Below are 22,711 nucleotides of genomic sequence, written 5' to 3' on the forward strand. Positions count from 1 at the left end.
TCGGTAGGCCCGCGGCGAGGGGGTTCTCCGCGCGGGGTGGGGGATGGGCCGATGTTTGAGCCTGAGCCCTCACGCCTCCGGCTCTGCCGGAGGTGTGAGGGCTCAGGCGAGTTCGGCGGGGCCCCCACCCCGCGCGGAGAACCCCCTCGCCGCGGGCCGGGCGTCCGGCCGAGGCCTCCAGGGATCCAGGGGCCGGGCGTCCGGCCGAGCCCTTCAGGCGCTCACGCCTCGCGCTTGCGCACGATCGCCGCGAGCTCGTTGATCAGCTCGGGGACGCCCTCGCCCGTCGCGGCGCTGACCAGGTGGAGCTTCACCTTCGCCTTCGCGAACCGCGCCTTGAGCTTCGGGTAGGCCTCGCGCACGTCGGTCAGGTCGGCCTTCGTCAGCGCCACGATCTCGGGGCGCTCCGCGAGCGCCGGGCTGAACTTCTTGAGCTCCTTGCGGAGCGCCCGGTAGTCCGCGAGCGGCTCGCGGTCCTCGCCGGGATCGATCGTCACGAGGTGGAGGAGCACGCGCGTCCGCTCCACGTGCCTCAGGAACTGCATGCCGAGCCCCACCCCCTCGCTCGCGCCCGGGATCAGCCCCGGGATGTCCGCGATCACGAAGCTCGACCCGCCCGACCGCACGCCGCCGCCGATCTCGACCATGCCCAGGGTCGGGGTGAGGGTCGTGAACGGGTAGTCGCCGATCTTCGGCCGGGCCGCGGAGACCGCCGCGACGAACGTGCTCTTGCCGGCGTTGGGGAAGCCGAGCAGGCCGACGTCGGCGAGCACCTTCAGCTCGAGGCGCAGCTCGCGCGCCTCCCCGGGCTCCCCCGGCTCGGAGCGCCGGGGCGCCCGGTCGTGCGGCGACTTGAAGTGCAGGTTGCCCCGGCCCCCCTTGCCGCCGCGGGCGACAACGACCCGCTGGCCGTGCTCGGTCAGGTCGGCGAGCAGCTCGCCGCTCTCGGCGTCGAAGATCTGCGTCCCCACGGGGAGCTTCTCGACGCGGTCGGCGCCGGCGCGCCCGTGGCAGTCGCTGCCCATCCCGTGCTCGCCGCGATCCGCCTCGAGCGTGCGCGCGTACGTGAAGTCGAGTAGCGTGGACAGGCCTTCGTCGCCCACGAAGACGACATCCCCGCCGCGGCCGCCGTCGCCGCCCGCGGGGCCGCCGAACGGGATGTACTTCTCGCGGCGGAACGCGATCGCTCCATTGCCGCCATCCCCGGCGATCACCTTCAGACGGCACCGATCGACGAACCGCATGACGGCGGCTCATAGCATAAAATTCAGAAAAGACCCCACAGCGGAAGGCCGCCCCTCGCGTCGGGTCGGCCGCCGGACCGCTCGACCAGGAGATCCCAGGTGCGCGCTCGAATCCTGATCGTCGACGACAACACGAGCCTGGCCGCAAATCTGCGCGACGTCCTCGAGGGCGCGCGCGAGCTCGACGTCGAGGTCGCCCTCGCGCCCACGGGCAAGCAGGGGCTCGCGGCCGCCCGCCGCGACGGCTTCGACGTGGCGGTCGTCGACGTCAAGCTCCCGGACGCGAGCGGCCTCGAGCTGATCGCCCCCCTCCGCGCCGCCGCCCCCCACGGCGAGATCGTCCTCGTCACCGGCTTCGCCACGGTCGACACCGCCATGGCCGCGCTCCGCGCCGGCGCCTTCGCGTTCATCCTCAAGTCGTTCCGCCCGGAGGAGCTCATCTCCACGGTGGCCCAGGCGATCGAGAAGATCTCGCTGAAGCGGGAGCGCGAGGAGCTCGAGCGGCGCTACCGGGCGATCGTCGACGCGGCGGACGTGCTCATCCTCGGCCTGAACGCCGAGGGCCGCGTCGCCCTCTTCAACCCGCGCCTTTCCGCGCTGACCGGCGTGGGCGGCGACGCCGCGCTCGGCATGCCGTTCTGCGAGACGCTCGTCGACGAGTCCGAGCAGCGCCGGTTCAACCAGTCGTTCCTGGGCGTGGTCGAGGGCGACGCCGCCGCCGAGGTGGAGGTCGGCGTCCGGGACGCGGTGGGCGCGATCCGCCGGGTCCGCTGGCACCTCTCCGGCGTCCGCAGCGGCGGGCGCGGCGGCAGGACCGACCTCGTGTACGGCATCGGCATCGACGTGACCGAGCGCCGCGCCCTCGAGCGGCGCGCCGCCGACGCCGAGGCCCTGAACGCCATGGCCCCGCTCGCCCTCGGGCTCGCGCACGAGATCAGGAACCCCCTCAACGCTGCGGTCCTGGAGCTCCACCTGCTCAGCCGCGGCATCGACCGCCTCTCCGACGAGGCGATCCGCGAGCCCATGAAGCGGCGCGTCGGCATCGTCGAGGCCGAGATCGCCCGCCTGGGCCGCCTCCTCGGCGAGTTCCTCGAGCTCGCCCGCCCGCGCGCCCCCCACCGCGAGCCCGTCGACCTGTCCCGCGTCGTGCGCGACGTGCTCGACCTGGAGGAGGAGACGCTCGCGAGCCACCGCGTCGAGGTCGTCCGCGACCTCGGGGACGACTGCTTCGCGCTCGGCGACGTGGAGAAGCTCAAGCAGGTGGTCCTGAACCTCGTCGTCAACGCGCTGGACGTCATGTCCGACGGCGGGGTCCTGCGCGCGTGCGCGTCGGGGGACGCGACCGAGGTGTGGCTGTCGATCTCGGACACGGGCCCCGGGATCGATCCGACGATCCTCGCCGAGATCTTCGATCCGTTCTTCACCACGAAGGCGGCGGGCACCGGCCTCGGGCTCGCGATCGTCCGGAAGATCGTCGACCAGCACGCGGGTCGGGTGGAGGTGAACACGCGCGCGGCCGAGGGCACCACGGTCCGCGTGCGGCTCCCCCGCTTCATCGCCGAGCCCGTCTCCCGCCCGACCTCCACCTCGCCGCCGCGCGGCGCTGGAATCTGATGGGCGACGTCAGCGGGCATGACGCGCCGTACCGAGCGGCGTTCACCCGCACAGGAGACGGGCCCAGATCGGCGTTTTCGGCGCGCAGGCGTACTCATGTACGCCGAGCACCGAAAACGTCGAGGTGGGCCCGTATCCGCAGCGGGTGAGCGCCGCTCAGCCGACGATGCGCATCGGGGGCTTGAGGGGGAGGGGGGGCTTGGAGCCGGGGGCGGAGGGGATGGCGGAGGGCGCGGGCTTCGGCGCCGCCTCGCCCTCGAGGGCGGCGAGCGCGACGAAGAGGCGGTCCATGCCGTAGTCGAGCGCCACCTCGCGCTGGAAGACGTGGGCGACCTTGATGAGGCGCAACGACGTCTGCTTGCCGAGATCGATCTCGCGCTCGAGGAACGCCTCGAACGAGCCGTACCCCTTCGCCTGATACAGCTCCTGCTGCTGGATCTCGGCGAGCACCACCCCGATATCGAAGAACCCCTTGTCGAGCCGCTTGCGCAGCGTGCGGATCTTCTGGGTCTGGTTGTGGAGCTCGGCGATCTTCGCCTTGATCTCCTCCGCGCCGCTCGGCACCCGGATGGTCGCGCGCGCGCTGCCGGGGGGCGCCGGCTCGGCGGCCCGAGCCCGGGCCTCGGCGGCGTGCTTCGCGGCGTGCCGGGCCGCCCACGGCGCGGCGCCGCGGAGGCCGAGCTTACGCTTGGAGGCGCTTGACGAAGATTTCGAGTCTTCCTTGATTACCGGATTCACGGGTTTCGCAAGCTGAGCTTCTGCGCCCCCCTTGGCGCTCGAAGAGGACTTCTTCTTCGTGCCCGTCGCCTTGTCGGAGCTGCCCTGCTTTGTGATCTTCGGCATGTCGCTGCGTCCCCCGCTGGGTACGAGATCATCGCGGCCCTTCGCCACAAGCGCGCGCCGCCCGCGCGGGGGAAGACCCGCACGGCTGTCAAGTCCAATTGGATCGACAGGTCGTCGCCTTACCAAAAAATCGACCTCCCCGTCCACTAAGTTTCGGGGAGGCTTTTCGCTTTCCCGATGCCAGCATGACCCAAGATCGGTCCGAGAGCCAAAACCAGCGAGCATCGCACGCTATGGGGTCTCTCGAAAAGTGGGTCACCGGACGAGCGGTGCACGGAGCAGGTTTGCCCACAGCGAGGGCCCGTCGGGGGCTGACGCGGTGGTCCCGTGAGGGCCGCGTGCGGCCCCGTCGGCCGCCGGGCAGTCGTCCCCGTCGTTCGCGGCGTCCCCTCGCCGGCGCGCGCCCCTGCCGCGCGGTCTCCAAGCGCGGGGGGCGGTCGTGGTAGATCGCGGTCCATGAGCTCTCCGCCCGCCGATCGCGGCCCCGATGACGTACCCAAGGCCGCGCCTGCTGATGCGCCGCGTCGAGCGAGCGAGATCCCGCGGGGCCTGGCGAGCAGCCGGATTGCTGTGGTGGTGAACGGCAACGCCAAGAGCGTGACGGCGGAGGTGATCGAGACGCTCGACCAGATCCTCGACACGGGCGACCTGTTCGTGTCGCGGCGGGTGGAGGAGAGCGAGGGCATCGCGCGGATCCTTGTCGACCGGGGCTACGGCACGATCCTCACGGGCGGCGGCGACGGGACGTTCACGGTGGTGGTGACGGCGGTCGTGAACGAGGCGAAGCGGCGCGGGCTGCCGCTGCCGCGGTTCGGGCTGCTGCGCCTCGGGACGGGCAACTCGCTGGCGTGGGTGCTCGGCGCGTCGGGGGGCGCGGGCGCGAAGCCCGGGCTCGCGGTGGACCTCCAGCGGCTGCGCGCCGAGGCCGGCAGCCGGAACCTGCGGCTCGTGGAGGCCGAGGACATCCTGTCTCCGTTCTGCGGCTTCGGGATCGACGCGGTGATGCTGCGCGACTACAACGCGGTGAAGTCGGCGCTCGCGCGGGGCCCGCTGAAGCGGCTCGCGCCGGGGCCGGTGGCGTACGCGGTCGCGGCGACGACGCGGACGATCCCGAGCTACCTCGTGCGGCGCACGCCGCACTGCCGCATCATCAACGAGGGCAATGACGCGATCCGCGTCGGCGAGAAGGGGGCGATCCTCGGCGCGCCGATCAAGAAGGGCGGCGTCATCTACGAGGGGCCGGCGAAGATCGCGGCGCTGTCGACGATCCCTTATTACGGCTTCGGATTCCGGATGTTCCCCTACGCGGACGACCGCCAGGACCGGATGCAGCTCCGCGTGTCGATGATCTCGCCGTTCACGTTCGTGCGGAACTTCTCGAGCATCTGGAACGGGGAGTTCGACGACCTGGAGACGGTGTTCGACTACTTCGTCGACGAGGTCACGATCGAGATGGACCCGGCGACGAGCTTCCAGATCGGCGGCGACGTCCGCGGGGAGCGCTCGCGCGTGCGGGTGCGGCTGACCGAGCCGATACGGATCGTGGATTTCTACGCGCCGCCGCGGGGGTAGCGGCGAGCTCGCCTGGCTCAGCGGCCAGTGGCACGATCTGACGCTCATGAGCCACCATGACCCGTGGTCTCGGCACGGTCGGCACATAGTGGCACGGACTGTCGATGTGGGCAGGCGGTCACCATCGACGCTTTGACGTGTTTCCAACGAGTTAGCCGTCACCGAGCGGCTGGCGTGCGGCTTGCCAAAGGGATGTGCCATGAACACGACATCCTTGATGGCTCATTCTGTTTCCGTGAGAACTCTTTCCTTCTCGCTGCTCCTGGCGGCGGTGTCCTTCGGTGGCGGGTGCGTCGCAGAAGTGACCTCCGTGCCGGGCGAAGGGACGGATGGAAGCGCGCTCGAAGGCGAGGAGGGCGCGGCCGAGGGCGAGGAGGGCGAGGAAGAGGCCGAGCCGGCGTGCACGATCGGCGACAGCCGGAGCTGCGAGATGAACGGGGGGGGCGGCTTCGAGCAGTGCGAGGACGTCGAGGGGGTGCCGACCTGGACCGGGTGTCAGTCGAGCAGCAGCAGCACGCCGCTCGTGCTCTCGTTCGATCAGCGGCCGATCGAGTACCTGACCGCGATGACGGGCGCGTTCGATCTGACCGGGCTCGGGGCCACGGTCGCCACCGACTGGCCCACCGCGGCGACGCCGTGGCTCGCGATCGATCGGGACGGCAACGGCGCGATCGACGGCGGTGAGGAGCTGTTCGGCTCGGCGACGGTGCTCTCGAGCGGCGCCCGCGCGGACAACGGGTTCACCGCGCTGCGCGAGCTCGACACCGACGGCGACGGCCGGATCACGGCGCGGGACGAGGCATGGTCGCGGCTCGTGCTCTGGAGCGACCGCGACGCGAACCGCGCCTCGAGCACCGGCGAGCTCGAGCCGATCGCGTCGCGCGGGCTCGTCGCCATCGAGCTCTCGTACGGGCGCGAGCGGCGCTGCGACGGGCGCGGCAACTGCGAGGTCGAGCGCGCCGCGTTCACGTTCTCGGACGGCGCGGTGACGCGGACCGGCGCGGTCGTGGACGTGCACCTGCGGTGGCAGTGAGGCGGCGGCCCCGGGGGGGGCGACGCCGTGAGGGCCCCACGGAGCTGGAATAAGACGGAGGTGGGGGTTCACACGAAAGGCAATTGCACGGAAGATGTCGCCGCGCAGGGGGTCAACCATTCTGCGCCCTCGACATTCGAGTCTCCCCTTTTGCCTGGAGTGACGGATGAACCTGCGATGGATGACCTGCCTTCTCATGCTGGGGCTGACGGCGAGCGCCGCGGCATGCGGAGATGACGACGGCGCCCCGAGCGCGAGCACAGGGACGGGCGGCAACGGCGGCGCGGACGCGACAGGGGGAGGAGGGCAGGGAGGCGACGCCGGCGCGACGGGCGGCGGCGGCGGTGGGACGAGCGGCGTCGGGGGGGCGGGTGGTGCCGGGGGCACGGGTGGTGCCGGGGGCGCGGGCGGCAGCGGCGGCGCGGGGGGCGCGGGCGGCAGTGGTGGATCCGGCGGCGTCGATGGCTCAGGCGGTACGGGTGGAATCGGCGGCTCAGGCGGTACAGGTGGAGTCGGCGGCTCAGGCGGTACAGGTGGAGTCGGCGGCTCAGGCGGTACGGGTGGAGTCGGCGGCTCAGGCGGTACGGGTGGAGTCGGCGGCTCAGGGGGCGCGGGCGGCACGAGCGACGCTGGCGCCTCGGGCGGCGTCGGCGGCTCGGAGGGCGTCGGCGGTTCAGCGAGCGCGGGCGGCACCGGAGGCTCGGGCGGCTCCGGGGGCGCGGGCGCAAGCACCGACCGGCCCGACGGCGCGGCGTGCACCGAGGACGCTCAGTGCGCGGGCAACTTCTGCAACCGGGAGGCCACGAACGGGTGGCCCGGCGGCTACTGCATCAGCTCGTGCGCGCACACCGGCGGCGTCTGCCCCGGCGATGGGGTCTGCATCGCGACCGGCAGCAACGGCGACCTCTGCTACGGAGGGTGCAGCACGTCGAGCGATTGCCGGCCCGGCTATGCCTGCGCCCCCGCCGCCGACGGGACGCTGAGCTGCCGCCCGGCGTGCACCGAGGACGCGCAGTGCCCGACGCGCGGCAGGTGCAACCTGCGCACCGGCCTGTGCAGGATCTACGAGGCGAGCTGCGAGGACGGCGAGGACAACGACCGCGACGCCGCCATCGATTGCAGCGACGACGATTGCCGTGAGACCTGCACGGCGCTCGCCGCAGCCGCGTGCGCGGCAGCGCCGCCCGCGCTGCCGGAGGTCTCGGGCGACTCCTCGCTCGGGACGAGCGCGTTCGAGGGCGACTGCACGGGCGCCGGCCGCGAGGACGTGTACCTGTTCACGCCGCCCGAAGGACAGTCGGGCACGCTCTCGGTCGTGCTCGAGTCGGACTCGAACCACGGGCTCCACGCGCGCAGCGCGTGCGCGGATCCGGGAGCCGAGATCGCCTGCGCGAACGACAGCCCCGGCGGGCTCCCCGAGTCGATCGAGGTCGTCCTGGGCGCGGGCGAGTCGGTCGGCCTCGTCGTCGACGCCGCGGAGGCGGGGGACGAGGGCCCGTACACCCTGCGCTCCACGTTCACGCAGGCGGTCTGCGGCGACGGCGTCCTCACCCGGCCCGAGCAGTGCAACGCGGTCGAGGAGCCCTACGGCTGCGCCAGCGACTGCGCCGCGTTCTGCGAGGGCGCGCGGGAGGCGGTCCTCGGCGTGAACACGGGCGACACGCTGACAGGGACGGTCGCCTTCAGGGGCGAGTGCCTCGAGCCGGACGCGCGCGAGGACGTCTACCGGTTCACGCCCCCGGCCGATGGCACGCTCACGCTGGTGCTGTCGTCCGCCACCGACCAGGCCCTGTACGTGCGGTCGAGCTGCCTGGACACGACCACCGAGCTCGCGTGCGTGGACCGCCAATCCGGCGGCGTCGACGAGCGGCTCGTGCTCGACGTGACCGGCGGCGTCCCGCTGTTCATCTTCGTCGACGGCTTCTGGTCCCTGGCCGACGCCGGCCCGTACACGCTCGACGTCTCCTTCGAGCCGTGAGCGCGGGCGCGAGCGCCGGTATCCCACCCCGCCTGCGCGACACGCGGCCTCGCGGCGGGGCGTGAGGTCCCGGTCGCCCCGCGATCAGTCGTAATACTCGTTGCCCAGGTGGGTGATGAGGTCCTCCCCCATGAGCCAGCGCATCGTGTTCTTGAGCTTCATCGACTGGATGAAGAGGTCGTGCTCCGGGTACAGCTCCGGCGCCGTCATCGGGCTCTTCCAGTAGAAGCTCAGCCACTCCTGCGTGCCGCGCAGCCCGGCGCGCTGCGCGAGATCCAGGAGGAGCGCCAGGTCGAGCACGATGGGCGCGGCGAGGATCGAGTCGCGGCAGAGGAAGTTGATCTTCATCTGCATCGGGTAGCCGAGCCAACCGACGAGATCGATGTTGTCCCAGCCCTCCTTGGCGTCGCCCCGAGGAGGGTAGTACTCGATCCGCACCTTGTGAAAGAGCTTGCCATAGAGCTCGCCGTGCGCGTGCGGCTGGAGGATGTGCTCGAGCACCCCGAGCTTCGAGACCTCCTTGGACTTGAACGACTCCGGGTCGTCGAGCACCTCGCCGTCGCGGTTGCCGAGGATGTTCGTCGAGAACCACCCGGCGACGCCGAGCATCCTCGCCTTGAGCCCCGGGGCGATCACCGTCTTCATGAGCGTCTGGCCGGTCTTGAAGTCCTTGCCGGCGATCGGCACCTCCTGCTTCCTCGCGAGCTCCCAGGCGGCCGGGAAGTCGACCGTCAGGTTCGGGGCGCCGTTCGCGAACGGGATGCGCTCCTTGAGGCACGCCCAGGCGTAGATCTGGGAGCTCGAGATCGCCGGGTGATCCTCGGCGAGGCCCGCCTCGAAGCGCGCGATCGAGGCGTGGACCTCGGCCGGCGCGAGGTGCACCTCGGTCGAGCCGCACCAGACGGCGACGGCGCGCGCCGCGCCGCTTTCGCGCAGGAAGGCGCGGAGATCCTCCCGGACCTGCTCGACCATCTCGGCCTTGCTCGCGCCCTTCTTCACGTGGTTGCCGTGGAGCCGCCGCACGTACTGCGGGTAGAACACCGCGGGCATCGGCCGGATCCGCTCGAGCTCGTCGCGGACGGCGTCGAGGTGGCGTCGCTCGAGCACGTCCGCGTGGCGCGCCGACTCGTAGGCGTTGTCGGGGAAGATGTCCCACCCGCCGAACACGAGCTGATCGAGCGTCGCGAGCGGCAGGAAATCCTTGATCCTGGGCGCGCGGTCGTCGGTCCGCCGGCCGAGCCGGATCGTGCCGAGCTGCGTGAGCGACCCGATCGGCGCCGCGAGGCCGCGACGCGCGAGCAGGGTGCCCGCGATGGTCGTCGTGGCGACGGCGCCCAGGCCCGGCAGCAGGACCCCGAGCTTGCCCTCCGCCTTCTTGATCTCTTTCGGCTGCTTCACGTGACGTGTTCCCCCCCGGTCGCGGTCGTGGGCGCTCCTCGGGCAAGGCGGCGCATCCGCCGGTGCCGTGCGCCCGGCGAGCGACGTCGGCCGCGGTCGCGCGGCGCTGCGACCGCCGGGAGCATGAGGCCAGGCGAGCGTGATCACCACGGCGCGGCGCGCGCGCGACGGCGTTTCCCGCGCGCGCCCTTCGCCGGCTTCCTGCGCGCCCTTCAGCCCGGCGCCTCGGACGGCGGCGGTAGGGCGCGAGGCGCAGCGCGCGGCAGGGTCTTCAGGGCGCGGCCGGCGGGTAGCCGGCGGCGGGGGTCATGGCCTCGATCCACGCGCGGATGGCGGCGACGCCCGCCTCGTCGACGCGGCGGGTCGCGATCGGCGGCATCTGCTCGGGCGGCGCGCCGGGCGCGTCGCGCCGGGACATGGCGCGGAGCAAGGTGCTGCGATCCGGATCGAGGGGCCTTATCCGGTAATAGCGCGCTTCTGGTGGCGCCCCGGGCGGGCGGACCTTCGATGGCTGGTTGATCGCCGTCTGGTAGACGCGCGTCCCGCGCGCGTCGCCGACCCGGCCGGCAGCGTCGATGTCGAGGCGCATCTCGAAGTGCGTCGCGACGCCGAGCGGGTGGTGGCACGACACACCGCAGTTGGCGTGGAGCAGGCCGAGGGCGCGCCGCTCCGTCGCGCTCCCGGGCACGTCGAGCGCGGCCGGGTCGGGGAGCGCGCCGCCGGAGGTCGTCGAGAGCAGGCCGCGCTGGACGAGCTCGGCGTAGGTGAGGCCGCTGGCCTCCGGCGCGGCGAGCTGGATCGCCTCGAAGCCGAGCGGGTTGTCGGTCTTGCCCGCATGGCAGCGGATGCAGTCGACCTGCGCGGGGATCGCGTAGCCGTCGGTGCCGGGCACCTGGGGGACGCCGGCCTTCACCTGGAGCGCGCGCGCGCCGTCCTCCGACCAGGCGTAGGTGGCGCGCGTCCAGCGATCCTCCGCGGTCTTCCAGAGGAGCCTCGTCTCGATCCGGCGGACCGCGCCGGCGACGGGCACCCGGAACTCCTTCCACAGCCTGGTGCCGACGGGGAAGCTCCAGTCGTTCATCCGGGAGACATCGATGGTCGAGCCAGGAGGGAGGTAGATCCAGCGCGTCTTCTCGGCGCCGTCGCTCCAGAGCTCGAAGGCCGGCTTGAACTCGCGGACGCCCTCCGCGAGCGTGCGCGCGCCGAAGTCGCTGTACAGGCCGGTGCAGCGGAGATCGTGAGGATCGGTGTCGCCGTCCTTGCAGGGCGGAAGCTCCGGGGGGGCCTCGGCCGGGCCGGCGCCGGGGCGCTCGCTCGCGCGGGCGCCGCGCGCGGCCGCGGGCGCCGTCATGTCGAGCCGGTCGGGCGCGGGGACGGGCTCGGTCCGGGGCGTCTCCTTCGCGCTGCAGCCGCCGCTCGCGAGCAGCAGCGCCGCGATGGCGGCTTGCCAGAGCCGGCCGCTCGTGATGGAGGAGGAGACGGAGGTGTCCGCTTGATCGAGAGACGGATTCCGCGGCGCGCCGTCGGGCGCGCTGCCTGCGTGACGAGAGCGTGCGCGTTCCATCGGGCCGCCTGCTGCCTCCTGCTCGCGGGCAGTGTAGCCGCCTGCGAGCGACGCGTGCAGGTCGCGGGGCCGCCCGACGCATCGCGCGAGGGCGGCCCCACCGGCCAGGTCGCGGCAGGGGGCGCGGCGTCGCCGGCCAGGGCGGGCGCCGCGACGACCGGCGCGGCGCCCGCGGCGCCGGAAGGTGGGCCTGCGGCGCCCGCGGCGACGGGCGGCGCGCCCGCGGCGCTGGCCGCGTCCGGCGCGGAGCTCGCTCGCCCGGCGAAGTGCGGCGGCGTTCCGCCGCTGAAGCTCACGCTGGTCGCGAGCGGGCTCGATCAGCCGACGTACGTGGCCGCGCCGCCCGGCGATCCGGCGCGCCTCCTGGTGCTCGAGAAGACGGGGACCATCCGGCTCCTCAAGGACGGCGCCATCCAGCCGGCGCCGTTCCTCGACGCGCGATCGCGCGTGTTCTTCCCGGCGCCGAACGCGGAGGGCGGGCTGCTCGGGCTCGCGTTCCACCCGGACTACGCGAAGAACGGGCGCTTCTGGATCCACTACTCGTCGGCCCCTCGCGGCAACGTCGTGATCGAGGAGTGGAAGCGCGGGGCGCAGGGCGGCGACGCCGCCCACCCCGAGCCGGTCCGCTCCCTCGTCGACGTGAAGCACGGCGCCTGGAACCACGTCGGCGGCATGCTGGCCTTCGGCAAGGACGGCTTTCTCTACGCCGCCATCGGCGACTCCGCGCGATCGCCGAGCCCGGCGGCGGATCTCACCTCGAAGCTCGGCAAGATCCTCCGCATGGACGTCGATCAACCGGGCAGGGCGCCGGCGGGCAACATGACGAGCGGCGATCCGATGGTCTGGGATTACGGGCTCCGGAACCCGTGGCGCTTCAGCTTCGACCGGCTCACCGGGGATCTGTACATCGGTGATGTCGGCCAGAAGAGCTGGGAGGAGATCCTCGTGGAGCGCCCTGGCCAGGGGAGGAACGATTACGGCTGGGAGGCGATGGAGGGCAGCCATTGCTATCCTCCGGGCTCCACGTGCAAGCCGCGCGGGGTCCCGCCCGCGGTCGAGCACCCGCGGAGCGAGGCGGGCTCGATCGTCGGCGGCTATGTCTATCGCGGCGCGAAGATCCCGTGCCTGCGCGGCCGCTATCTCTACGGCGATTACGTGACAGGCCGCTTCTTCTCGTTCGTATGGGACGGCAAGGCCGCGACCGACCGCGTCGAGCTCACCTCCGCCCTGAGCCCGAACGGACTCCCGTCCTCGTTCGGCGAGGACGCGGCCGGGGAGATCTATGTGGTGATGTTCAACACGGGGCGGATCTATCGGATCGATCCGGGTTGAGGTCACGCAGCGACGTATCGAGGAAGTCGAGGACGTCTCGCTGGAGCTGGCGCTGAAACGCCTCTCGATCGAAGCCGGGGGGATCGGTGGCGGGCAGGAAGCCCGGGTTGCGCATGGCGGGAGGAAACGGGCTCAGGAAGGAGAAGTGGCCCGCGTTCTCGACGATCGTGCAGGTGACCTGAGCCCGGTCGGGGACGAGGTCGAGGACGAGCTGCCCTTGCCACCTCGGCGTGATGCGGTCGTGCTCCGCCACGAGCAAGAGGATGGGTACCCGCACGTCCTGCAAGGCGTCGTTGGGGACGAACCAGCTCGCCGCGGGGGCCATCAGGACCAGCGCCTTGACGCGCGGGTCTCTCGTGACCGCGACCCTCTGCCCTGGCCCTGTCCAGGGCTGCCCGCCCGCCACGGCGAGCGCGGTGTAGCCGCCCATGGAGTGTCCGACGATCGCGACGTTGTCGCGCTGCAGGTGAGGCCCGATCTCCGCGTCGGCACAGAGGGCATCCATCGTCAGCCGGACGTGGCGAGGTCGATTCTCGAGGTTCTCGACCGTCTCGGACAGGGACCGATCGTTGCGATTGTCCCCGGGGTGCTCCGGCATGGCGACGATGTACCCGCTCCGCGCCAGGTGGGACGCGAGCGTCCGGTAAGCGAGGGGCGTGCCCCCGCTGCCGTGCGAGATGACGACGAGGGGCGAAGGGCCACCGGGAAGGGGCGCGTTCGGAGCGACCTCGAGCGAGTAAGGCCCCATCGCGACGACCTCGGCGGGGACGTGCGTCGGGTACATCAGCAGGACGGGGAACGAGAGGTCCTTCGTCGCGTCTCGCACGACCAGGCTGCGGCTGCCCACGGATCGATTCATGCGCGTTTCTCCGGAGGGTGACGGGGAGAGCAGGGCAAGGGCGGCGACGCCGCTCAGCCGATCGAGCGTCAGGTCCTCGTCCAGGTGCGCGTCGATGTGATCGAGCACCCTGCGGAACCTGACGATGTAGGCGTTCTCGGCGGCTGCGGTCAACGCGGCATCCTCCTCGGCGAGGGGCAACGTAGCGAGGGGCTGTCCGTCGTGCCTGACCGAAGTTGCTGAACTTCAGGGCGACCGGCCCGGCGAGGCGCCTCAGCCGGCGCGCGCGAGGTCGTCGCGGGCCTGCGCCGTGAGCTCGAACGAGCGCACGCGCGCGGCGTGGTCGAAGATCTGCGAGGTCACCATGAGCTCATCGGCGCGGGTGCGGGCGATGAAGGCCTCCAGGCCGCGCCGCACCGTCTCCGGCGAGCCCACGACCGAGCAGGAGAGCGCCTGCTCGATGCCGGCGCGCTCCAGGGGGCCCAGCTCGCGCTCGAAGCCGTCGACCGGCGGCGGCAAGGGCCCCGGACGGCCGCGGCGCAGGTTGACGAAGGCCTGCAGGAGCGACGTCCACAGCAGGCGGGCCTCCTCGTCGGTGTCGGCCGCGAACACGTTGAACCCGAGCATGACGTACGGCTGCGCGAGCTGGTCCGACGGGCGGAACTCCCTGCGGTACAGCGCGATCGCCTGCATCATCTGGCCGGGCGCGAAGTGCGAGGCGAACGCGTACGGGAGGCCCAGCGCCGCCGCGAGCTGCGCGCCGAAGAGGCTGGAGCCGAGGATCCAGATCGGCACGTCCAGGCCGGCCCCGGGCACGGCCCGCACGAGCTGATCCGGCTCCACCGGGCGGAAGTAGCCCATCAGCTCGAGGACGTCCTGGGGGAAGCCGTCGACGTCGCCGGCCAGGGTGCGCCGCAGCGCGCGGGCGGTGACCGGATCGGAGCCGGGCGCGCGCCCGAGGCCGAGATCGATGCGCCCAGGAAAGAGCGACGCCAGCGTGCCGAACTGCTCGGCGATCACGAGCGGCGCGTGGTTCGGCAGCATGATCCCGCCCGCGCCGACGCGGATCGTCGAGGTGCCGCTGGCCACGTGCGCGATCACGATCGAGGTCGCCGCGCTGGCCACGCCGCCCATGTTGTGGTGCTCGGCCAGCCAGTAGCGGCGGTAGCCGAGCCGCTCGGCGTGCCGGGCAAGGTCGAGCGTGTTGCGGAAGGCCTGGGCGGCGTCTCCGCCCTGGACAATCGGAGATAGGTCGAGAACGGAAAAGGGGATCATGTCGGACACCTCGCTCGACTGTTGCACGACAAGGACGGTCGCGGGAGCGCCGGGGGAGCGGCGCTGCCCCGGGGCGTGAACGCCCCGCCGTCCAGCGCTCCCGTCCGTCCGGCGCCCCGGCCCGCGGCGGTCGAGCCGCCTGGAACGGTCATGACGCGGCCGCGCCCGCTGTACTACGCTCCTCGAGTGCGCCGTTCCGTCTCGCCGCTGCGCCGCCTCCCGCAGGTCCTCGTCGTCGTCGCCGCCTCGGCCGCCGCGCTCGCGCCGCCCGGCGACGCGGCCGCGTTCCTCTGGCCCAACGTGCCGGAGCAGATCGCGCGGGCGCTCACGTCCGGCGACGTGTCGGAGCGCCGGCTCGCCGCGACCCGCGTCGGGGAGCTCGCCCCGGAGACGGCGATCCAGCTCATCCAGAAGGGCATGAGCGACCCGGACGTCGAGGTGCGGCTGCACCTCGCCGGGGCGGCCGTGCGCTTCCGGATGCCCCGCGCGGGGGACCTCGTGATCGAGTGGCTCGGCGAGGGCGACGCGCGCCTGCGGCTCGCGGCCTGCGACGTGATCCGCGCGGCGCCCACGGACCGATCCGTCGTGGCGCTCGGGCGGGTGCTCGGCGATCCCGATCCGCACGTCCGCCTCGCCGCGGCGGCCGCGATGGGCGCAGCGGGGCTCCCGGACGCTGTCTCGCCGCTGCTCGGCCACCTCGACGATACAGCGCCGGAGGTGCGCGCGGAGGTCGCGCGCGCGCTCGGCCGCATCGGCGACACGCGCGCGGTCGTGCCGCTCATCGGCAAGGTCCAGGACTCGGTCCCGGAGGTCCGCAGGGCCACGGCGCGGGCGCTCGGGGAGCTCGGCGACGCGCGTGCGGTCAGCGCGCTCATCCTGGCGCTGCAGGACGCGTCCCCGGACGTCCGCGTCGAGGCGGTGACCGCGCTCGGCCGGCTGCGCTCGGACGACGCGACGTCCGCGATCGCCGATGTCGTCGCGGCGTCGCCGGGGGCGTTCCCCGGGTCGCGCCCGGCCGACAGCGGCACCTCGAGCAACGATGTGCGGGAGGCGGCGCTCCGCGCGCTCGGCCGCATCGGCTCCGACGCGGCGGTGAGGGTGCTGCTCGCGGCGCTCGCGAAGGACGACCCCGCGGCGCCGCGATCGGCGGTCCGCGACGCGCTGGTCAGCGCCGGGAAGCAGAGCGCGACCGTCCCGGCGCTCATCGCCGCGCTCGCGGCCGCGCCGTCGGCGAACACAGCGGCGGGCGCCGCCCTCGTGCTCGGGGAGCTCAAGGCCGACGGAGGGCTCCCCGCGATCGTCCGCGGCATGCAGCGCGGCGTCGTCCCGCTCCGGCACGGGCTCCGCGCCCTCGGGGCGCTCGGCGACCCCGCGGCGCTGCCCAGCGTGCTCGAGCTGCTCGGCGACGCCGACCCCTCGGTCCGCCGCGAGGCGATCCGCGCCGCGACCGCGCTGCTCGATCCAGCGCGGCCCGACGGGCGCGCGGTCGACCCCGCGCGCGCCCTGCTGGTCGACCCGGCCACGCCGCACGACGAGAAGCTCGCCCTCGTCCAGCTCCTCGGGCGCACCGGCTCGCCGCGCGCGCAGGAGGTGCTGCTGCCGCTCGCGAAGGCCCGCTCCGCGCCGCTCCGCCTCGCGGTCATCGAGGCGCTCGGGGCCGCGCGCGCCGCCGGCAAGCTCGGCGCGTCCGTCGACGCCGCGCTGCTCGAGGCGCTCGACGACGAGTCGGCCGACGTGCGCCTCCGCGCGGCGGTCTCGCTCTCCCGCGTCGCCGGCCCGGGGAGCGCGCGCGCGCTGCTCCAGCGCCTCACCGTCGCCGCCGAGCAGGACCGCGGCGCGCTCGGCATCGCCCTCTCGGGCGCGCTCTCCCGCGTGGCGGACGACGCGAAGGACGGGCGCGACAAGGGCCTCGTGCAGGACGTCGCGGCGGCGATCGCCAGCGCCCCGGACGCCGCGCGCGACGCGCTGATCGAGGGGCTCGGCCGCATGCCCGGGCAGGCCGCGGGCGCCGCGCTCGCCGGGATGGCCGCGGCCGCGCCCATCGACGACCGCCGCAAGATCGCCGAGTCGCTCGCGGGCCACGCCGCGCACGCCGGCGCCGCCGCCGCCCTCCGCAAGCTCGCGGGCGACGCGGATCCGGGCGTCCGCGCCAACGCGATCTGGTCGCTGGGCGCCGTGGGCGAGGGCGACGCGCTGCCGCTGCTCCCGCCCCTCCTCGAGGACCCCGACGCCGCCGTCGCGGGCAACGCGGCCGGCGCGATCGGCCGCATCGCCGCCCGCGCCGGCCAGCCCGCCCGCGCGGCCGCGGCGCTCTGCGGGGCGCTCTCCGACGCGCGCCCGTACGTGCGCGCCAACGCGCTCGCGGGCCTCACCGTCGCCCGGGCGCGCTGCGACGGCGCCGCGGCCCGCGACCTGCTCGCGCGCGACCCCGCCGAGGCGGTGCGCCTCGCCGCCGCCGACCACCTCGCGCAGGGCGGCGCCGACGCCGACCGGCGCGCGCTCGCCCGCTGCGCCAGCGAGGACAGGAACGCCACCGTGGCCGTGCGCTGCGCGCACGCCGCCCCGCCGCGTGCGCCCGCCTCGGGCGCCGAGGACGTCGTGGTCTTCGTCGTCCCCTTCGACGCCGGCCGCGACGGCGTCGCCCGCGACGCGCCGGCCCCGCGCGCCCCGTTCGCGCTCGTGCGCGCGGACGGCCTCATGCGCCTCGGCGTCGCCGACCGCCGCGGCGAGCTCTTCGAGCGCGGCGCGCCCCGCGGGCCGATCCGCCTCGCCGTCCCGGCGCCGCTCGTGAAGTGAGCCCGCGCCCGCCGCGCTGAGCCGTTCGCCATGCGCAGCCGACCCGACGTCGAGCTCCGGATGTCCAGGACCGTCCACCCGGGCGACGTCATCCTGGTCGAGCTCGTGCTCCGCAGCCGCGGCAGGACGCCGGTCGACTCGATCGAGCTCCACCTGGAGGGCATGCAGGTCGCCCGCGTCGAGGAGCGCGTGCTCGTGCCCCCCCACTTCCTCTCGCTCGTCGCCCGCGTCTCCGGGGAGACGACGCTCCCGGACGGCGAGCAGCGCTACCGCGCGAGCTTCCCGCTCCCCGCCGACGCGCCCTGCTCGTACCTCGGCACGCGCGCCGAGATCCGCTACGGCATCACGCTCACCATCGCGATCCCGTGGTGGCTCGACGTCCAGGAGTCGTACGAGGTGCTCGTCACGCCGCGCCCCGTGACGCGCCCGGCCCGGGCGCCGACCGCGGGGACCACGGCGCGCGGCGACAGCCCCTTCATCGAGGTCTCGCTCGACGATCAGGTCTTCGCGCCCGGCGACGAGATCTCCGGGGCGGTGGCGCTCGGCAACGTGCAGGGGCGCGGCGTGCGCGGGATCGAGATCTCGCTGGTCGGCGTCGAGCGCCTCCTCAGCGCCGACCCCGCCGCGTCGAACCGCGCGACCGAGGCGCACCGCTTCACCGCCTTCCGCCGCGCGGACAGCCGCGACGAGGGGCGCGAGCTGCCGTTCCGGTTCCGGATCCCTCGATCGGTCGCGCCCTCGTTCGACGCCGGCTGGGTCGCGCTCGTCTGGGGGATCGAGGTGCGCGTCGAGCTCGCGCGCGGGGGCGGCATCGTCCACACGACCCCGCTCGTCCTCGGCGTCTTCGATCGGCCGCCCGGCCTCGGCGCGATGCGCCGGCAGATCGGCTCGGGGAGGTGGCGCGCGGTCTGGGAGGCGGTCGGCGCGCGCCACGGGCTCTCGCTCGACCCGCTGGAGCTGCGCCTCTCGGGCGCGCTCTCCGGCTGCGCGGCGTCCGTGTGGATCGACGCGGGCTCCTCGTCGAGCGGCGCGCTCGTGGGCGAGCTGCGCTGGCCATCGTGGGGGCTCGACCTGGACGTCGGCGTGAAGCGGTTTTTGCTCGCGCTCTCGTCCGAGGACGAGGAGGGCTTCGGCCGCCGCTACCGCGTGCGTGGGCGCGACCCGGGCCAGGTTCGCGCCGTCATCGCGGGGCCGCTGCGCCGGGCGCTGCTCGCCTTCGACGACGTCCGGCTCGACGACGAGCGCGCGGCGGTCCGGTCCCGCACGCCGGGCCACGACCAGCCCTGGCTCGGCGCGTTCCTCGAGCACCTGGCCGCGCTGGCGGCCGAGATCAGCGCCGCGGCCGGCCGCATCCCGCCGCCCACGCCGATGGCGGGGATGCGCCCGGCGTGGGAGCGGTTCGCGGCCGAGCTCCACGGCCGCTTCGAGGTAGGCCGCATGCGCATCCGCGACGCGCAGCTCGACGGCGCCACGTTCCACATCGACACGTGCTTCGAGCGCGGCCCGCACCCCGAGTGCTCCGAGGTCACGCTGGTGCTCGACCCGCCGCTCGACGCCGCGCTCGATCACGACGACCCCGAGCTGCTGCGCGCGGCCTCGCCCGGGGTGCGCGAGGCGGTCAAGCGCCTGCGGGCCCGCGCGCGCGCGCTCCGCATCGCCCCGCACGCGATCGTGGTCACGGTGCCGGCGCCGCTCGAGGACCCCGCGACCCTGCGCGACCTGCTCGGCGCGCAGCTCCACCTGGCGGCGCTCCTGCGCGGCCCGCGCGTCGCCGGCCCGTACCGCTGAGCCGCGCGCGCGGGATGGATTGGATGGGATGGGATGGGATGCGAGACGCGCCGTACGCGCGGGAGATGCTGGAAGCGCGGGAGGGGCGAGAGGGGCGAGGTGCGCGAGCGCGGGGAGGCGCCGGGAATCTCCTTACGCCGCGCGGCGCTCGTTTGCGCGCAAATTTCCACACAAAACGCCGGCTGATCCGGGCTAGAGTCCCCTCCCATGCTCGACAAGCTCTCTCGCCAAGAACGCCTCCAGCTGATGCGGTTCATCTGTTCGTTCGCCTGGGCCGACCTCCAGGTGCGCGAGCAGGAGCGCGAGTTCGTGCGCAAGATGATCCTGCGGCTCCAGCTCGACGAGGAGGAGGCCAAGGAGGTGCGCGGCTGGCTCGACGTGCCGCCGACGGCCGACGACCTGGATCCGATGAAGATCCCCCGCGCGCACCGGCAGCTCTTCCTGGCCGCCGCGCGCGAGATGATCTCGTCCGACGGCGAGATCGGCGAGGAGGAGCGCGAGAGCCTGAGCCTGCTCGAGCAGCTCACGCGCTGATCCGGGCGCGGTGCGCTCGACGGCTGGATGGATCAAGACGCGACGCGGCGACGCGGTGACCGATGATCGGGTGATGGGTAGAGGACGATGAGCACGATGGCGCAGGGAGGGGCCGGCGAGGGCCGGGCCCCGACGGAGATGGGAGCGAGCTCGACCGAGAGGCCCTGGGTCGGCGTGATCATGGGCGGCAAGAGCGACTACGAGCACCTCGCGGTGACGAGCGAGCTGCTCACGCAGCTGGGCATCCCGCACGAGGTGCGCGTCGTCTCGGCGCACCGCACGCCGGACCGGATGTTCGAGTACGCGACGACGGCCGCTGACCGCGGGATCGAGGTGATCATCGCGGCCGCGGGCGGCGCAGCCCACCTGCCCGGCATGGTCGCGGCGAAGACGGTGCTGCCGGTCATCGGCGTGCCCATCCCCGCCACGGCGCTGAACGGGATGGACGCGCTGCTCTCGATCGTCCAGATGCCGAAGGGCGTCCCCGTCGCCACGATGGCGATCGGCAAGCCCGGCGCGGCGAACGCAGCCCTGTTCGCGGCGGCGGTCCTGTCCGGCAAACACCCCGAGCTCCGCGAGCGCCTCGCCGCCTTCCGCAGCGCGCAGGAAGCGGCGGTGCTCCGCGACGCGATCCTCGTATAGGTCCTCCAGCAATGCCCATCGCCCCCGGCTCCACCCTCGGAATCCTCGGCGGCGGCCAGCTCGGCCGCATGACGGCGCTCGCCGCCCGCACCCTCGGGTACAAGGTCCACGCCCTCGACCCCGACCCGGACTGCCCGGCCCGCTCGGTGCTCGACCGTTGCATCGTCGCGTCGTTCGACGACGTCGCGCAGGCGGCCGAGCTCGCGTCGCAGTGCGACGTCGTGACCCTCGAGATCGAGAAGATCGCCACGGACGGCCTCGCGGCCGCCGCGCGGTTCGCGCCGGTGCGCCCGTCGGCCGACGTGCTGGCCATGGTGCAGGACCGCGGCGTGCAGAAGAGCTGGCTGTCGCGCAACGGCTTCCCGGTGGGCCCGTTCCGCGAGGTCGCGACGAGCGAGCAGCTCCTCGAGGCGACGCGCGCGATGGGCGGGGCGTGCTTCGTGAAGTCGTGCGTCGGTGGGTACGACGGCCGGGGGCAGCTCCGGCTGTCGGCGGGCGCGCGCGACATGGGGAAGAGCGAGGGCGACGCCGGGCGCGAGGCCGCGGCGCTCTTCGGGTCGCTGGGCGGCCAGCGCTGCGTGGTCGAGCAGGCGCTCGATCTCGAGGCCGAGCTGTCGGTCCTCGTCGCGCGGAGCCCGAGCGGCAAGCTGGCGGTCTACCCGCCGGCGTTGAACCACCACCAGAACCAGATCCTCGACTGGTCGCTGCTGCCGGGCCCGCTCTCGGCCTCGGTGACGGGACAGGCGGTGCAGATCGCGCTCGATCTCGCGGTCGGCCTGCGCGTGGAGGGCCTGCTCGTGGTCGAGCTCTTCCTCCTCAAGGACGGCCGCCTGCTCATCAACGAGCTCGCCCCGCGCCCCCACAACAGCTACCACGCGTCCGAGGTCGCCTGCGCGACGAGCCAGTTCGAGCAGGCGGTGCGCGCCGTGTGCGACCTCCCGCTCGGCTCGGTCGAGATCGTCCGCCCGGCGGCGATCGTCAACCTGCTCGGCGACGCGTGGGAGGGCGGCGCGACGCCGGCCTTCGAGGCGGCGCTGGAGATCCCCGGCGTCCGGCTCCACCTCTACGGCAAGCGGGTCGCGCGCCCTGGCCGCAAGATGGGCCACCTCTCGGCCACCGGCCGCACGCCGGAGGAGGCGCTCGTCGCCGCGAAGCTCGCGATGGCCCGCCTCTCGCAGGCCGGGCTGCCGCTCCCCGGGCGCTGAGGGCCGCGACGCGCGGTGGCAGGCGTCCTGCAGCGCATGAGCGGCCGTCCCACCGTCGTCGACGTGCCGCCTCGCTTTCGCGTGGTCACCGGCCCGTGGGACGCGGAGGTCGACGAGCGCACCATCGTCCTCGGTCCAGGCCACGCCTTCGGCGACGGCCGGCACGAGAGCACGCGGATGTGCCTCCAGGCGCTCGCGTCGTTCGCGCCGCGCGGCGGCTTCCGCCTCCTCGACGTCGGGAGCGGCACGGGGATCCTCTCGATCGGCGCCGCGAAGCTCGGCGGCGAGGCGATCGGGATCGACATCGACGCCGCCGCGGTCGCGATCGCGGCGGACAACGCGCGGCGGAGCGCGGTGGAAGCTCACGTGAGCTTCGCGACGACGTGGCCGGACGGGGTGTTCGACATCGTCGTGGCCAACATCCTTCGCGATGTGCTCACGGCGCTGGCCCCCCTGATCGTGGATCGACTGGCCCCGCCGGGGACGTTGATCCTCTCGGGGCTCGTGTCCACCGACGTCCCGGAGATCGTCGCGCGCTATGCGCCGCTCCTCGGCGGGCGCAGGCCGGAGGTCTTCGAGCGCGACACGTGGCGCACGCTCGTGTGGCGCGCGGCCGCCCGACCCTGGAGCGCCGATCCGCTGAAACACCCATGAATGAAGAGATTTGAACCACAGAGGCACAGAGGGCACAGAGGAACAACAAAAAACTCTGTGCCCTCTGTGCCTCTGTGGTTCGTCTTCTCTGCGTTTCAACGTGGCGTGTAACGCCCTGGGGCGTGTCAGGCCAGTGGACAATCCCTTGCTCCACCTGAGGGCGTGTCAGGTGCAGCCGTATCGATCGTACCGGAAACGGGCGTAATCCCCATTAGGGTGAAGCCTCCGCGCGGTGCGCCACTGTGATTTCCGGCAGGAGCGCTCCGCGCGCGGCGCCGTGGCCCATCGCAAAGATTCATGAGCCGCCGTCGCGTGATGGTGCAACTGCACACCTGGGGCAACCCTGGTGTGCAAGGGTGTGTGTCCTCACGTGATCTGGCTCGGCCTTGCGGCCAGCCTCG

At 73.4% G+C, this 22,711-nt stretch carries 17 protein-coding genes; 11 read left to right on the forward strand and 6 right to left on the reverse strand.

Annotated elements, in window-relative coordinates:
• Positions 1-221 precede the first annotated feature (221 nt).
• The gene (gene obgE, locus WME76_RS05335; RefSeq protein WP_437959105.1) at positions 222-1,244 is read right to left on the reverse strand and encodes a GTPase ObgE; all 1,023 of its coding nucleotides are present in this window, start codon (positions 1,242-1,244) and stop codon (positions 222-224) included.
• A 99-nt stretch (positions 1,245-1,343) separates the two neighbouring features.
• On the opposite strand from obgE, the gene WME76_RS05340 reads away from it, so the two are divergent.
• Positions 1,344-2,858, forward strand: a complete 1,515-nt coding sequence (locus WME76_RS05340; RefSeq protein WP_437959106.1) for an ATP-binding protein — start codon at positions 1,344-1,346, stop codon at positions 2,856-2,858.
• A gap of 156 nt (positions 2,859-3,014) precedes the next feature.
• On the opposite strand, the gene WME76_RS05345 is transcribed toward WME76_RS05340, so the two are convergent.
• A complete protein-coding gene (locus WME76_RS05345) occupies positions 3,015-3,701 on the reverse strand; it encodes a hypothetical protein (protein ID WP_061610554.1) in 687 nt (228 codons plus the stop codon).
• Between the two features lie 456 nt (positions 3,702-4,157).
• Here WME76_RS05345 and WME76_RS05350 point away from each other — a divergent pair, with 456 nt between their 5' ends.
• The 3 genes from WME76_RS05350 (at position 4,158) to WME76_RS05360 (ending at position 8,284) form a co-directional block, all read left to right on the forward strand.
• Complete coding sequence (locus tag WME76_RS05350; protein ID WP_437959107.1) at positions 4,158-5,273, forward strand: diacylglycerol/lipid kinase family protein; 1,116 nt, start codon at positions 4,158-4,160, stop codon at positions 5,271-5,273.
• 235 nt (positions 5,274-5,508) lie between these two features.
• Entirely contained in the window at positions 5,509-6,306 is a 798-nt protein-coding gene (locus WME76_RS05355) for a calcium-binding protein (protein WP_437959108.1), read from the forward strand.
• Positions 6,307-6,487: 181 nt separating this feature from the next.
• A complete protein-coding gene (locus WME76_RS05360) occupies positions 6,488-8,284 on the forward strand; it encodes a DUF4215 domain-containing protein (protein WP_437959109.1) in 1,797 nt (598 codons plus the stop codon).
• Between the two features lie 84 nt (positions 8,285-8,368).
• Here WME76_RS05360 and WME76_RS05365 read toward each other — a convergent pair whose 3' ends face one another.
• Both WME76_RS05365 and WME76_RS05370 read right to left on the reverse strand, forming a co-directional pair.
• Positions 8,369-9,682 carry an inositol-3-phosphate synthase gene (locus tag WME76_RS05365; protein ID WP_437959110.1) on the reverse strand — a complete coding sequence of 438 codons (1,314 nt, stop codon included), beginning with the start codon at positions 9,680-9,682 and terminating at the stop codon, positions 8,369-8,371.
• 271 nt (positions 9,683-9,953) lie between these two features.
• A complete protein-coding gene (locus WME76_RS05370; protein WP_437959111.1) occupies positions 9,954-11,246 on the reverse strand; it encodes a hypothetical protein in 1,293 nt (430 codons plus the stop codon).
• Between the two features lie 54 nt (positions 11,247-11,300).
• Here WME76_RS05370 and WME76_RS05375 point away from each other — a divergent pair, with 54 nt between their 5' ends.
• A complete protein-coding gene (locus tag WME76_RS05375) occupies positions 11,301-12,578 on the forward strand; it encodes a PQQ-dependent sugar dehydrogenase (protein WP_437959112.1) in 1,278 nt (425 codons plus the stop codon).
• Here WME76_RS05375 and WME76_RS05380 read toward each other — a convergent pair.
• The gene (locus WME76_RS05380) at positions 12,541-13,590 is read right to left on the reverse strand and encodes an alpha/beta hydrolase family protein (protein WP_437959113.1); all 1,050 of its coding nucleotides are present in this window, start codon (positions 13,588-13,590) and stop codon (positions 12,541-12,543) included. The two genes, WME76_RS05375 and WME76_RS05380, sit on opposite strands and share 38 nt — an antisense overlap.
• A gap of 99 nt (positions 13,591-13,689) precedes the next feature.
• Positions 13,690-14,691 (reverse strand): LLM class flavin-dependent oxidoreductase, encoded by a 1,002-nt coding sequence (locus WME76_RS05385; protein ID WP_437959114.1) that lies wholly within the window; start codon positions 14,689-14,691, stop codon positions 13,690-13,692.
• A 186-nt stretch (positions 14,692-14,877) separates the two neighbouring features.
• On the opposite strand from WME76_RS05385, the gene WME76_RS05390 reads away from it, so the two are divergent.
• From WME76_RS05390 to WME76_RS05415, 6 genes are all read left to right on the forward strand, one after another.
• On the forward strand, positions 14,878-17,487 hold the full coding sequence (locus WME76_RS05390; RefSeq protein ID WP_437959115.1) for a HEAT repeat domain-containing protein: 2,610 nt from the start codon (positions 14,878-14,880) through the stop codon (positions 17,485-17,487).
• Positions 17,488-17,517: 30 nt separating this feature from the next.
• Positions 17,518-19,275 carry a hypothetical protein gene (locus tag WME76_RS05395; RefSeq protein ID WP_437959116.1) on the forward strand — a complete coding sequence of 586 codons (1,758 nt, stop codon included), beginning with the start codon at positions 17,518-17,520 and terminating at the stop codon, positions 19,273-19,275.
• 246 nt (positions 19,276-19,521) lie between these two features.
• Positions 19,522-19,809, forward strand: coding sequence for a TerB family tellurite resistance protein (locus WME76_RS05400; RefSeq protein WP_437959117.1), 288 nt, complete (start codon positions 19,522-19,524; stop codon positions 19,807-19,809).
• A 138-nt stretch (positions 19,810-19,947) separates the two neighbouring features.
• The gene (gene purE, locus WME76_RS05405; RefSeq protein ID WP_437962078.1) at positions 19,948-20,451 is read left to right on the forward strand and encodes a 5-(carboxyamino)imidazole ribonucleotide mutase; all 504 of its coding nucleotides are present in this window, start codon (positions 19,948-19,950) and stop codon (positions 20,449-20,451) included.
• An 11-nt stretch (positions 20,452-20,462) separates the two neighbouring features.
• Positions 20,463-21,656, forward strand: coding sequence for a 5-(carboxyamino)imidazole ribonucleotide synthase (gene purK, locus WME76_RS05410; protein WP_437959118.1), 1,194 nt, complete (start codon positions 20,463-20,465; stop codon positions 21,654-21,656).
• A gap of 36 nt (positions 21,657-21,692) precedes the next feature.
• Positions 21,693-22,310: a 50S ribosomal protein L11 methyltransferase gene (locus WME76_RS05415; protein WP_437959119.1), complete on the forward strand. Its 618-nt coding sequence runs from the start codon at positions 21,693-21,695 to the stop codon at positions 22,308-22,310.
• Positions 22,311-22,711 lie beyond the last annotated feature (401 nt).

Origin of the sequence: Sorangium sp. So ce119 (assembly GCF_051524405.1) — a bacterium.
In the GTDB taxonomy this organism is placed as follows: domain Bacteria; phylum Myxococcota_A; class Polyangia; order Polyangiales; family Polyangiaceae; genus Sorangium; species Sorangium cellulosum_G.

Excerpts from the sequence above, each read along its gene's own strand:
- obgE (WP_437959105.1), bottom strand. The coding sequence starts at position 1,244 with ATGCGGTTCGTCGATCGGTGCCGTCTGAAGGTGATCGCCGGGGATGGC.
- purE (WP_437962078.1), top strand. The coding sequence starts at position 19,948 with ATGGGAGCGAGCTCGACCGAGAGGCCCTGGGTCGGCGTGATCATGGGC.
- WME76_RS05370 (WP_437959111.1), bottom strand. The coding sequence starts at position 11,246 with ATGGAACGCGCACGCTCTCGTCACGCAGGCAGCGCGCCCGACGGCGCG.
- WME76_RS05395 (WP_437959116.1), top strand. The coding sequence starts at position 17,518 with ATGCGCAGCCGACCCGACGTCGAGCTCCGGATGTCCAGGACCGTCCAC.
- purK (WP_437959118.1), top strand. The coding sequence starts at position 20,463 with ATGCCCATCGCCCCCGGCTCCACCCTCGGAATCCTCGGCGGCGGCCAG.
- WME76_RS05400 (WP_437959117.1), top strand. The coding sequence starts at position 19,522 with ATGCGGTTCATCTGTTCGTTCGCCTGGGCCGACCTCCAGGTGCGCGAG.
- WME76_RS05350 (WP_437959107.1), top strand. The coding sequence starts at position 4,158 with ATGAGCTCTCCGCCCGCCGATCGCGGCCCCGATGACGTACCCAAGGCC.
- WME76_RS05415 (WP_437959119.1), top strand. The coding sequence starts at position 21,693 with ATGAGCGGCCGTCCCACCGTCGTCGACGTGCCGCCTCGCTTTCGCGTG.
- WME76_RS05360 (WP_437959109.1), top strand. The coding sequence starts at position 6,488 with ATGACCTGCCTTCTCATGCTGGGGCTGACGGCGAGCGCCGCGGCATGC.
- WME76_RS05345 (WP_061610554.1), bottom strand. The coding sequence starts at position 3,701 with ATGCCGAAGATCACAAAGCAGGGCAGCTCCGACAAGGCGACGGGCACG.
- WME76_RS05385 (WP_437959114.1), bottom strand. The coding sequence starts at position 14,691 with ATGATCCCCTTTTCCGTTCTCGACCTATCTCCGATTGTCCAGGGCGGA.